An 11,962-nucleotide genomic window follows, 5' to 3' on the forward strand; every position below is an offset into this window, starting at 1 on the left:
AAAGGTCCCTTCCGGATGGCAGGAGTTTCAGCCGTTTCGGCGGCGGTTTCGCAAGGGCTTCCGGACGCGGTGCCGGGACGCCGCAGCCTCGGTGCCGGGCGGTGGTCCGGCGGTGTCAGCCGAGGACGACGAGGTCGTCGCGGTGGACGACCTCGCGCTCGTACTCGGGGCCGAGCTCCCGGGCGAGTTCGTGCGTGGAGCGGCCCAGCATCCGGGGGAGTTCCTTGGCGTCGAAGTTGACGAGGCCGCGGGCGACGGCGCGGCCCGTGCTGTCGCGGAGCTCGACCGGGTCACCGGCGACGAAGTCGCCCTCCACGGCCGCGACACCGGCGGCGAGCAGCGATTTCTTGCCCTCGACGACGGCCCGGACGGCCCCGTCGTCCAGGGCGAGGGAGCCCTGCGGGGTGGAGGCGTGGGCGAGCCAGAGGAGCCGGTCGGCGGAGCGGCGGCCGGTGCGCTGGAAGTACGTGCCGGTGTCGCGTCCCGCGAGGGCGTCGGCGGCGCGGGACGCGGAGGTGAGGACGACGGGGATGCCGGCGGCGGCGGCGATCCGCGCGGCCTCGACCTTGGTGACCATGCCGCCGGTGCCGACGCCGGCCTTGCCGGCGGAGCCGATCTCGACGTGGGCGATCGACGCCGGGCCGGTGACCTCGGCGATCCGGGAGGTGCCGGGCTTGGCGGGGTCGCCGTCGTAGAGGCCGTCGACGTCGGAGAGGAGGACGAGGAGGTCGGCGCGGACGAGGTGGGCGACGAGGGCGGCGAGCCGGTCGTTGTCGCCGAAGCGGATCTCGTCGGTGGCGACGGTGTCGTTCTCGTTGACGACCGGCAGCGCGCCCATGGCGAGGAGCTGGTCGAGGGTGCGGTACGCGTTGCGGTAGTGGGCGCGGCGGCTGGTGTCGTCGGTGGTGAGCAGCACCTGGCCGACGCGGACGCCGTAGCGGGCGAAGGAGGCGGTGTAGCGGGCGACGAGGAGGCCCTGGCCGACGCTGGCGGCGGCCTGCTGGCGGGCCAGGTCCTTGGGGCGGCGGGTGAGGCCGAGCGGGGCGAGGCCGGCGGCGATGGCGCCGGAGGAGACCAGTACGACCTCCTTCTCGCCTCCGCTGCGGACCTTGGCGAGGACGTCGACGAGGGCGTCGACCCGGTCGGCGTCGAGGCCGCCGGCGGCGGTGGTGAGGGAGGAGGAGCCGACCTTGACGACGATGCGGCGGGCCTCGGTGACGAACGGGCGGGTCACCGACGGCGGGGTGGCGGGGCTCGGAGTCGCGTCCTGTCGGGTCATGTCCTGCTGCACCGTCGCCATCTCCGTCGCCACCTGGGCCGTCCTCGCTCGCTGTTCCGGCGCCGTGCGCTCCCGGCACGGTCGCGAGGGCAATCTACGCGAGCCGGGACGGCCGCCGCTCCTCCATTCCGCCCTCCGGACCGCCGCTCTCCGGCAGGCCGGGCTCCGCGCCGCCGCGCTCCGGCACCCCGGCCGGCTCCGGCGCGGGGCCCCGGCTGACCAGGATCCGGCGGGAGATCACGTAGGTGAAGGGGATGGCGACGACGGCGGCCACGAGTGGCGCGATCCTGTCGTCCATTCCGGCCCAGGTGACGAGCGCGTACAGGCCGGCGCTCTGCACCACGTAGTTGGTGACGTTGGTGAGGGGGAAGAGGGCGAACTTCTTCCAGGTGGGGCGGGTGCGGTAGGTGAAGTACGTGTTCAGGAAGAAGGAGCCCACCATGCTGAGCAGGAAGGCGAGGGTGTACGCGGCGAAGTACGGCATCCAGGGGTGGAGCAGCAGGTAGCAGCCGAAGAAGGTGCCGGTGTTGATCCCGCCCACCACGCCGAAGCGGATGATCTGGCCGAGCTGGTCTCGCATGGGCCCATCAGATCGCCGCGAGATGAACGGCGCATGCCGTGGGAGCGACGCCCGCACGACGAACGGCCCCCGCGCACGCCTGCGCGAGCGCCCCGGACGGCTTACGAGCCGGGCCCCCAGCGTACGAGCTCCGCGCCCCCGGCGTACGAGCCCGCGCCCCCCGGCTACGAGCCGCGCCCCGGCGTACGAGACGTACGCCGGGGCGCGAGAGGGCCGCTCGGGTGGTGCCGCGGGTCGCCGCGGTCAGGCGTTCGCGCCGCGGCGGGCGGTCCAGCCGGCCCAGGCGGAGCCGATCATGTCGCGCACGTCGTACCGGGCCTTCCAGCCCAGCTCGGCGGCGATGCGGTCGGCGGAGGCGACGACGCGGGCCGGGTCGCCGGGGCGGCGCGGGGTGACGACGGGCTCGGTGGTGTGCTCGGTGATCTCGTTGATGAGGGCGACCATCTCGGTGACGGAGACGCCCTCGCCGCGGCCGATGTTGACGGTGAGGTCGCGCGGCTCGCCGGCCTCGGCCCACTCGGCCAGCTTGCGGGCGGCGACGAGGTGGGCGTCGGCGAGGTCCTCGACGTGGATGTAGTCGCGGATGCAGGTGCCGTCGGGGGTGGCGTAGTCGTCGCCGAAGACGCGGGGCGCCTCGCCGGCGTCGAGCCGCTCGAAGACCATCGGCACCAGGTTGAAGACACCGGTGTCGGCGAGCTCGGGGGTGGCCGCGCCGGCCACGTTGAAGTAGCGCAGGCAGGCGGTGGCGATGCCGTGCGCCTGGCCGGCCGCGCGGACCAGCCACTCGCCCGCGAGCTTGGTCTCGCCGTACGGGCTGAGCGGGGCGCAGGGGGTGTCCTCGGTGACGAGGTCCACGTCCGGCATGCCGTACACGGCGGCGGAGGACGAGAAGAGGAAGTTGCGCACGCCGGCGGCGGCGACCGCCTCCAGGAGGACGGTGAGGCCGACGACGTTCTCGCGGTAGTAGTGCAGCGGCAGTTCGACGGACTCGCCGACCTGCTTCTTCGCGGCGAGGTGGACGACTCCGGTGATGCCGTGCTCGGCGAGCGTCCGGTCGAGCAGCTCGCGGTCCAGGGTGGAACCGACGACCAGCGGTACGCCCTCCGGCACCCGGTGCGCGTAGCCCGTCGACAGGTCGTCGAGGACGACCACCCGCTCCCCCGCCGCCGTCATGGCCCGGACCACGTGCGCGCCGATGTAACCGGCACCGCCGGTGATCAGGTACGTCATGCTCTCCCCACATCCCTTGTCGCTGAGCATCTGTCGCTGAGCATCTGTCGCCAAGCGTCCGTCGCTGAGCATCTGTCGCCGAGCGTCCGTCGCTGAGCCTCGCGGACATCCACCGCGGACCTCTCGCGGAAACACACCGTACCTGCTGCCCGCCAGGACGTCGAAACGCCCCCGTCCCGACGCAGGCGCACGGCGCTCCGGAGGGGCGCGTGAGCAGTGCTCGCGCGCCCCGGGGGCAGCCCCCGGAGGCTGCATACTGGTGCTGCTCACTCTCCGCATATGTACGTGTTCGAGGAGTAAACAGCAGTGCGAAATCCCGAGTCACCCCGGCTGCTGGGGGTCTACCGCCGAGCCGTCCCCGACCGCGTGCGACGGGCCGTCGTCGCACAGCTGGACGCCGATGTGCGCCGCCGCGTGAAGCTGCGCATCGCGGGCGGGACGGCCGCCGCCGAGCGGCTCCGCCTGAACCGGCTGGCCCGGCGGTACGCCGCGCTCACCGCGGGCCCCGACCGCGCGGTGATCACCGTCGGCCGCGAGCCGAAGGTGGCGCTGGTCGCCGAGGGGATCACCCCGCTGCGGGCCCGCCGGGCCAATCTGGACGCGGTGCTCGGCGCCCTCGCCGCCGCCGGCGTCCCGCACTTCTGCGTCCCCGGCAAGTCGGACACCTCCTCCGCGGTGGCCGTGCGCGAGGAGGACCGGGCCACGGCGCTCGCCGCCCTCGCCGCCGCCTGCGCGCGCGAGCCCGGCTACGCGACCGCGGTGAGCGGGAACGGCACGGCGACCCGCGGCTCCCGGCCCGGTTTCGCCGCGGCGACCTGGCACCGGCTGCGTAACGCCCCCGTCCTGCGGCTGACCTGGTACCGCGCCGACCCCACCCACCAGCTCAAGCTGGGCGAGCCGTACGGCTGCGACGTGGAGTTCTGGCGCCGGGAGGGCGGCGAGCTGACCGCGCCCCGCGCCGGCCGGATCACCGCCTGCCTCCCCTGCGAGGGCCGTCTCGTGGACGCCCCGGAGTCCTGCTTCACCGACTTCACGGACGTCCGGCCCGGCGCCAGGACCACCCCCGAGGGCGCCCCGCTCGTCCCGGCCCGCGCCGAGACCGCCGTCGTCCGCAGCGACCAGGTCACCTTCCCCGTCGACGTCGTCTACACCTGGGTGGACGGCTCGGACCCGGAGTGGCTGCGGCGGCGCGCCGAGTACGCCGGCGAGGGCTACCACGCGGAGGCGGCGAACGCGGCCCGCTACCTCAGCCGCGACGAGCTGCGCTACTCGCTGCGCTCGCTGCACCTCTACGCGCCCTGGGTGCGGACCGTCTTCCTGGTCACCGACGACCAGACGCCGGCCTGGCTGGACACCACCGTCCCCGGCCTGCGGGTCGTCTCGCACAAGGAGATCTTCCGCTCCCCCGAGGTGCTGCCGACCTTCAACTCGCACGCGATCGAGTCGCAGCTGCACCACATCGACGGGCTCGCGGAGCACTTCCTCTACCTCAACGACGACGTGATGCTCAGCCGCGAGGTGACCCCCAGGGACTTCTTCCACGCCAGCGGGCTCACCAAGTTCTTCCCCTCCCCCGCGCTCGTGCCGCTGGGCGAGCGGAGCGCCGACGACCCGCCGGTGGCCGCCGCGGGCAAGAACAACCGCCGGCTGATCGAGCAGCGGTACGGCTCCGTCCTGGTGCAGAAGATGAAGCACATGCCGCATCCGCTGCGGCGCAGCGTGCTGGCCGAGATCGAGACGGAGTTCGCCGCCGAGTACCGGCGCACCGAGGCGAACCGCTTCCGCAGCGTGGACGACATCTCGATCGCCTCCTCGCTCCACCACTACTACGCGTTCCACACCGGCCGCGCGGTCCCCTCGAACGACCTGCCGTACGCGTACCTGGACCTGACCCACCCCTGGACGGAGACGCGCCTCGGCCGGCTCCTCGCCCAGCGCGACCGCGCGGTGTTCTGCGTCAACGACACGGTCTCGACGGAGCAGGACGCGGGCGGTCAGAAGGACCTCATCACCCCGTTCCTGGAGGCGTACTTCCCGGTCCCGAGCCCGTACGAGAAGCGGTAGCGGTACGCGCGGGAGACGCGCGAGGGGGGTGCCCGGACCCGGGCGCCCCCCTCGCTCGTCTGCGGGCCCCTCAGCCCGTCGTACCGCTCAGCCCTTCTCGTACGGCGAGCGCACCGGGAAGTACGCCTCCAGGAAGGCGCGCAGCACCCGGTCCTGCTCGTCCAGCGGCACCTCCGCCTCCGCGGACTCGCCGACGCAGATGACGTCCCGGTGGCGGGCCGCGAGGAGGCGGCTGAGCGCCACGTGGTGCTTGTAGTCGCCGATGTTGGCGTACGCGGCGGAGATGCCGCCGGGCGACGCCTTGCCCGTCAGGTAGCCGTAGTGGTGGTGGAGCGAGGAGGTGATCGACAGGTCGGTCCGGCCGCGGAACGGCGTCGCGGCGGTCCGCGCGGTCTCCTCCGGCCAGCGCTCGGCGATCTCCGCGAGGACGCTGCGGCGCAGCGGGTGCGGGGTGTGCAGGAAACCGTGGGTGGCGACCCGGCCGAAGGCCGCCTCCAGGAGGGTCTGGTTGTTCTTGGCGGCGACGAAGTAGCCCTCGGTCTCCTCGGTGACGTCGCCGGGCGGGACGGCGGTCGGCGAGCGGAAGAAGAGCGAGTTGCCGTTCGACTGGAAGAACTTGTTCGGGGCGAGCGGGCGGCCGAAGAACACGTCGTCGTTGACGTAGAGGAAGTGCTCGGCGAGCCCCTCGATGCGGTGCAGCTGCGACTCGATGGCGTGCGAGTTGAAGCTGGGCAGCCACGCCGGGTCGGCGAACAGCTCGCGGTGGCTGACCACCTCGATCGACGGGTGGGCGGTGTCCAGCCAGGACGGCGCCTGGTCGTCGGTGACCAGGAAGATCCGCCGGATCCAGGGGGCGTGCGCGGCGATGGAGCGCAGCGAGTAGCGCAGCTCGTCGCGGTTGCGGAAGCGGACGTCGCCGGACTGGGCGTCGTCCGTGGCGAGCCCCTGCGCGCGGCGGGCGGCGTCGCGCTTGGCCCGCCACACGGGGTCGGTGTCGTCCACCCAGGTGTAGACGGCGTCGACCGGGAAGTCGACGTTCCACATCAGCTTCTTGGTGAAGACCTCCAGGGTCGGGTACTCCCGGCCGGCCACCAGGACCCGGGCGTCCCCGTCGAGGGAGGGCAGGCGGGGGCCGACCAGGGTGGTGCCGCGGGGGGCGGTGTACCAGCCGGTGTCGCCCTCCTCCTCGGACCAGAACTCGACGCCGCAGCCGTACACCGGCCCGTACCTGAGGGTCCGGCTGTCGCTGACCAGCGGCTTGAAGATCCGGACGCCGGCGACCTCGGGGGCGTGGGTGAGGGTCTCGGCGAGCCGGGCGCCGGGGGCGGCGGTCCGGGGGGCGACCAGCTCGGCGTAGACCGCCTGTCCGTGCAGCTCGGTGCCGAGGGCGCGCAGCGCGCGCTCCCGGTCGGGCTCCCTGACGGCGAGGCGGTGGCTGACGGTGGTGGGGTCGTGGAGCAGGACGAAGGGGACGCCGTGCCGCTCCAGGGCCTGGGCGGTCAGCTCCAGGTTGATCTCGCCCATGCGCCAGGACGGCACGTCGTCGCGGACCTCGGCGAGCCGGCCGGCCGAGCGGACCAGGGACTTGGGGTCCTTGGCCTGGAGGATCACCTCGCGGGCCTTCTGCTCGTCGGCGGAGGGCGAGAGCCTGCTGATCGGCGCGGAGACGGCGAAGCTGCGGCTGCCGCCGGCGGCGACCCGGTGGGCGGCGCGGTCGGCGCGGGCGGCGGCGCGGGTGGCCGGGCCCTCGGCGTGGAGGGCGGTGAACAGCTCGTCCCAGCGGGCGGTGACGAGCTCCGGGGCGAAGCGCTCGCGGGCCCCGGCGCGGGCGGCGGCGCCGTAGCCGGCGCGCAGCTCGTCGTCGCCCATCAGACGGGAGAGGGCCGCGCCGAGCGAGGTGATGTCGTCGGCGGGCACGAGGAGGCCGTCCACCTCGTGGCGGACGATCTGGGAGGGGCCGGTGAGGGTGTCGTACGCGACGACCGGGACGCCCGCGGTGAACGCCTCCAGCATGACCAGGCCGAAGGACTCCACGCGCGAGGGCATCAGGCAGATCGCGGCGGTGGCCCACTCCTCGGCCATCCGGCGGCTGCGGCCCACGAGTTCGACCCGGTCGTGCACGCCGAGGCCCTCCACGAGCCGGCGCAGGGCGGACAGCTGGGGGCCGTCGCCGAAGATCCGCAGCGTCCAGCCGGGGTGCTCGCCCGCGATGTCGGCGAACGCCTGGATCGCGTGGTCGAGCTGCTTCTCCGGGACCAGCCGGCCGGCCACCACGACGGTCTTCGAGCCGAGGTCGGAGCGGGGCCGGTACCCCTCGGGCATGGCGTTGGGGATGGTGGCGAGACGCGGGGCGGCGGTGCCGAGCGACTCGGCGAACCAGTCGGTGGTCAGTTCGGTGAGCGAGACCAGGGCGTCGAGCCGGGGGGCGTGGGTGAGGAGCGGTTCGCCGGTGGCGCCGCGCAGCTGGGAGACGCGGTGCTCCTGGTGGACGACGGCGACCCGGGCGGGGGCGAGGGTCACGGCGGCGGCCATCAGGGCGGGGGTGGTGGTGACCAGGACGTCCGCGTCGAGACCGGAGAGGGCGGCGGTCAGCTCGATGTCGGAGAGCCGGTCGAAGGTGGGCTCCCAGGCGGTCGCGATCAGTTCGCTGGGCAGCTTGGCGAGCGCCTCGCACTCGCCTGCGGTGAGCGCGGAGGGGCGCACCGGGCGCGGCGAACGGCCGGTGCGGTCGACCAGGTAGCGGACGGGAACCCCCTTCGCCTCCGGCAGGAACGGCTCCGCCTCCGTCCTGAACACGCTGAGGATCTCCACCTCGTGACGCGGCATCAGCTGGGCGGCCTGGGTGTAGGCGGCCATCTCGGTGCCGCCCATGGCGTCGCCCCAGGTGAGCAGGATGGTGATCTTCATACGCGTCCCTCCGCGCCGTCGGGGGCGCCTTCGAACCCGACGCAGGAGACGGCGAGCGCCCCGGCCGAGGTGATGTAGGCATGCACTCGGAGGAGCGAGCCGTCTTCCAGGGCGATGATCCGGAACGAGGTGCGGATCACCTGGTTGCGCCGGCGCAGGTCGGTGAGCCTGCGGCCGATCTTGAGGCCGGTGCGCCCCTGCTGGAGCTGGATGTCCCAGCGCAGGGCCTTGCGGCCGGAGACCATGCCGGCGAGCGGCAGGTCGAAGGCGAAGGCGTCGCCGTCCCACTCCAGCGGGGCCTGGACGACGGCGCCGCCGCCCCGGCGGACCGCCTGGGCGGTGTACGCGGCGGGCGGGGCCTGCGGGGCGACGACCCGGCCGCGGACCGAGATCCGGTCCCAGCGGAGGGCGAAGGTGTCGAGTTCGGCCTGGTGGGCGGGGGCGCGGACCTTGAGGACGGCGAAGCCGTCGACCGAGCGCATCAGGCGGAAGTGGGCGCCGCCGGCCGGGTCGGGCGAGACGGGGGCGATGGGCCCGTCGGTCGCGGGGAGCGGCACGGCGGCGACGCCGGTGCGCTGCTCCTGCCCGTCGGGGCGGGTGAGGACGGTGCCGACGCGCCACAGGCCGGGGGTGAGGGCGAGACCGGCCCGGCCGGGGGTGAGGGCGAGACCGGCCCGGCCGGGGGTGAGGCCGAGACCGGCCCGGCCGGGGCCGGTGTCCGTCCCGGTGCCGGCGGGGGCGTCGGTGAGGCGGAGGGCGGTGGTCGCGGTGAGCAGGAGGGTGCCGTCGGGCTGCGGTTCGAGCTCCAGCGGCAGCCGGTGGACGCGGCCGCCGCGGGCGAGTTCGAGCCGGGCGGAGGCGAGGTCGGTGCCGGGCGGGGCGAAGAGGGCGGCGTTGAGGGTCCGGCCGCCGAGGACCGAGAGGTGGAGGGGGCGGAGCGCGGGCCGCGGCGGGATCCCCCCGCCGAACGCAGGCGCGGTGTGCAGTCGCTCGACCCGGCGGCGCATCCGCACCGCCACCCGCCGGGCTCGTTTCGCGGCACCCACCGCGTAGGGCAGCAAGGCGTCACTCACGACAATCCCGGCTTCCGTTCTGGGGGTTGACAGTCGGGCGCCACATAGTGGCAAGGCCGTCCATTCGAAGGCAAACCGGCGCCGAAGCGTCCGTCCGGTGAAATTCCGGTGCCCGCCGACCGCTCCCGAGACGACCTCGGTACGGGCTGCGCCGCCGTTCACCGCCCCTCCCCCGGCGGGCCCGTCGTCCGCCGGGCGCCCGGCCGGGCGCCCATGACCTCGGCGTACACCCCCGCAGGGCACGTCCCCGTCGCCCGGCGCCGGCCCTCCCCCGCGGCCCGGCCGGAGCCGCGCGCCCGCGGCGAGCCGCCGCGCACGCGGTGGGCGCACGAGCCCGTCCCCGCGCCAGGCTTCTCACCCGATAGAGGGACCCCGGCACAGCGGAAACCCCCGGCGGCCGAAGCCACCGGGGGTTCCCGGACCGTTTCCGTGTACCGCTGGTACTAGAACGGGTTGAACTCGTCGTACTCGCGGTCCGCGTCGTCGCGCTCCGCGTCGCGGTCACGGCGGCGCTGGACAGCGGGACGGGGGGCGTCGAGGCGGTGGTCCTCGCCCCGGCGGCCCAGCATCTCGGCGCCCGCCATGACGGTGGGCTCCCAGTCGAAGACGACCGCGTTCTCCTCGGCACCGATGGCGACGCCGTCGCCGGCGCGGGCGCCGGCCTTCATCAGCGCGTCCTCGACGCCGAGGCGGTTGAGGCGGTCGGCGAGGTAGCCGACGGCCTCGTCGTTGTTGAAGTCGGTCTGGCGGACCCAGCGCTCCGGCTTCTCGCCGCGCACCCGGTACACGTCCTCGTGCTCCTCGTACGTGACGGTGAAGCCGGCGTCGTCGACGGCCTTCGGGCGGATGACGATCCGGGTCGCCTCCTCCTTCGGCTTCGCGGCGCGGGCCTTCCCGACGATGTCGGCGAGGGCGAAGGAGAGCTCCTTCAGGCCGGTGCGGGCGACCGCGGAGACCTCGAAGACGCGGTAGCCGCGCTCCTCCAGGTCCGGGCGGATCATGTCCGCGAGGTCCTGGCCGTCCGGGATGTCGATCTTGTTGAGGACGACGATGCGCGGACGGTCGTCGAGGCCGCCGTACTGCTTCAGCTCCTCCTCGATGACGTCGAGGTCGGTGACCGGGTCGCGGTCGGACTCCAGCGTCGCCGTGTCGAGGACGTGGACGAGGACCGAGCAGCGCTCGACGTGGCGCAGGAACTCCAGGCCGAGGCCGCGGCCCTGGCTGGCGCCGGGGATGAGGCCGGGGACGTCGGCGATCGTGTAGACGGTCGAGCCGGCGGTCACCACGCCCAGGTTCGGGACGAGGGTCGTGAAGGGGTAGTCCGCGATCTTCGGCTTGGCGGCCGAGAGGACGGAGATCAGCGAGGACTTGCCGGCGCTGGGGTAGCCGACGAGCGCCACGTCGGCGACGGTCTTCAGCTCCAGGACGATGTCCTGGAGGTCGCCGGGGACACCGAGCAGCGCGAAGCCGGGGGCCTTGCGGCGGGCGGAGGACAGCGCCGCGTTGCCGAGGCCGCCGCGGCCGCCCTCGGCGGCGACGTACGTCGTGCCGTGGCCGACGAGGTCCGCGAGGACCTCGCCCTTCTTGTCCAGGACGACGGTGCCGTCGGGCACGTACAGGACGAGGTCCTGGCCGTCCTTGCCGGCCCGGTTGCCGCCCTCTCCGGGCTTGCCGTTGGTGGCCTTGCGGTGCGGCGAGTGGTGGTACTCCAGGAGTGTGGTGACGGACTGGTCGACGACCAGGATCACGTCACCGCCCCGGCCGCCGTTGCCGCCGTCGGGGCCGCCGAGCGGCTTGAACTTCTCCCGGTGGACGGAGGCGCAGCCGTGGCCCCCGTTACCCGCGGCGACGTGCAGCTCGACGCGGTCCACGAAGGTGGTCATGGTTCTGTGCCTCCAGAAGAGCGAAGTACGGGAAAGCTATGTACGGGAATGTCTATCTAGTAACACGCGAAAGGCGGACCCTCTTCCCAGCCGGGAAGTGAGGTCCGCCTCCGCAAAGCGTCCGATCAGGCGACCGGAACGATGTTCACGACCTTGCGGCCACGGAAGGTGCCGAACTGCACCGAACCGGCCTGCAGGGCGAACAGCGTGTCGTCGCCACCGCGACCGACACCCGAGCCCGGGTGGAAGTGGGTGCCGCGCTGGCGGACCAGGATCTCACCGGCGTTGACGACCTGACCGCCGAAGCGCTTCACGCCGAGCCGCTGGGCGTTGGAATCGCGACCGTTCCGGGTGGACGATGCGCCCTTCTTGTGTGCCATTGCTCAGTCCCTCTTTACTTCGCGGCCGACGGGATGGACGTGACCTTGATCGCCGTGTACTGCTGACGGTGACCCTGGCGACGGCGGTAGCCGGTCTTGTTCTTGTAGCGCAGGATGTCGATCTTGGCGCCCTTGGTGTGGTCCACGACCTCGGCCACGACCTTGATGCCCGCCAGGACCCACGGGTCGCTGGTCACGGCGTCGCCGTCGACGACGAGCAGGGCCGAGAGCTCGACCGTGTCGCCGATCTTGGCGGTGGAAATCTTGTCAACCTCAACGATGTCGCCGACAGCAACCTTGTGCTGGCGACCACCGCTGCGCACGATGGCGTACACGCGGATCTCTCTCTCACTCGGGAACGGGACCTCTGACGCCAGCCGCTCACGCGCGGGCCCGGGGGCCCACGACGATCCGGATCGGACGAGCGGCCTCTCCCGACGGGCGGAAGGGGGGTGCTCAGAGGCGCGGCGCGTCAGAGACACGCCGACGGTCTAGGTTACGGGCGCCTGCCACAGGGGGTCAAATTCGCCCGTCCGGGTGCGGACCGCCCCGGTGGGCCCCCTCGG

9 protein-coding genes are annotated in these 11,962 nt (G+C 73.5%); 1 reads left to right on the forward strand and 8 read right to left on the reverse strand.

The annotated features are described in order from the left end of the window. Positions 1 to 115: 115 nt before the first annotated feature. The 3 genes from proB to galE form a co-directional block, all read right to left on the reverse strand. Positions 116 to 1,279, reverse strand: coding sequence for a glutamate 5-kinase (gene proB, locus ACIGHB_RS22535; RefSeq protein WP_360307698.1), 1,164 nt, complete (start codon positions 1,277 to 1,279; stop codon positions 116 to 118). Between the two features lie 94 nt (positions 1,280 to 1,373). Beyond that, on the reverse strand, positions 1,374 to 1,859 hold the full coding sequence (locus tag ACIGHB_RS22540; RefSeq protein WP_399915377.1) for a GtrA family protein: 486 nt from the start codon (positions 1,857 to 1,859) through the stop codon (positions 1,374 to 1,376). Positions 1,860 to 2,102: 243 nt separating this feature from the next. After that, complete coding sequence (galE, locus tag ACIGHB_RS22545) at positions 2,103 to 3,089, reverse strand: UDP-glucose 4-epimerase GalE (RefSeq protein ID WP_399915379.1); 987 nt, start codon at positions 3,087 to 3,089, stop codon at positions 2,103 to 2,105. A 306-nt stretch (positions 3,090 to 3,395) separates the two neighbouring features. On the opposite strand from galE, the gene ACIGHB_RS22550 reads away from it, so the two are divergent. Beyond that, positions 3,396 to 5,153 carry a stealth family protein gene (locus tag ACIGHB_RS22550; RefSeq protein WP_360307358.1) on the forward strand — a complete coding sequence of 586 codons (1,758 nt, stop codon included), beginning with the start codon at positions 3,396 to 3,398 and terminating at the stop codon, positions 5,151 to 5,153. 87 nt (positions 5,154 to 5,240) lie between these two features. On the opposite strand, the gene ACIGHB_RS22555 is transcribed toward ACIGHB_RS22550, so the two are convergent. The 5 genes from ACIGHB_RS22555 to rplU form a co-directional block, all read right to left on the reverse strand. Beyond that, complete coding sequence (locus ACIGHB_RS22555; RefSeq protein WP_399915381.1) at positions 5,241 to 8,060, reverse strand: stealth conserved region 3 domain-containing protein; 2,820 nt, start codon at positions 8,058 to 8,060, stop codon at positions 5,241 to 5,243. Then, on the reverse strand, positions 8,057 to 9,133 hold the full coding sequence (locus ACIGHB_RS22560) for a hypothetical protein (RefSeq protein WP_399915383.1): 1,077 nt from the start codon (positions 9,131 to 9,133) through the stop codon (positions 8,057 to 8,059). Before ACIGHB_RS22560 ends, ACIGHB_RS22555 begins: the two co-directional genes overlap by 4 nt. Positions 9,134 to 9,576: 443 nt before the next feature. Then, positions 9,577 to 11,016, reverse strand: a complete 1,440-nt coding sequence (obgE, locus tag ACIGHB_RS22565) for a GTPase ObgE (RefSeq protein WP_360307349.1) — start codon at positions 11,014 to 11,016, stop codon at positions 9,577 to 9,579. Positions 11,017 to 11,141: 125 nt separating this feature from the next. After that, positions 11,142 to 11,396 (reverse strand): 50S ribosomal protein L27, encoded by a 255-nt coding sequence (rpmA, locus tag ACIGHB_RS22570; protein WP_030494090.1) that lies wholly within the window; start codon positions 11,394 to 11,396, stop codon positions 11,142 to 11,144. 14 nt (positions 11,397 to 11,410) lie between these two features. After that, positions 11,411 to 11,731, reverse strand: coding sequence for a 50S ribosomal protein L21 (gene rplU, locus ACIGHB_RS22575; RefSeq protein WP_399915385.1), 321 nt, complete (start codon positions 11,729 to 11,731; stop codon positions 11,411 to 11,413). Between the last annotated feature and the right edge of the window lie 231 nt (positions 11,732 to 11,962).

The sequence above is a fragment of the Streptomyces sp. NPDC085460 genome (assembly GCF_044541975.1).
GTDB lineage: Bacteria > Actinomycetota > Actinomycetes > Streptomycetales > Streptomycetaceae > Streptomyces.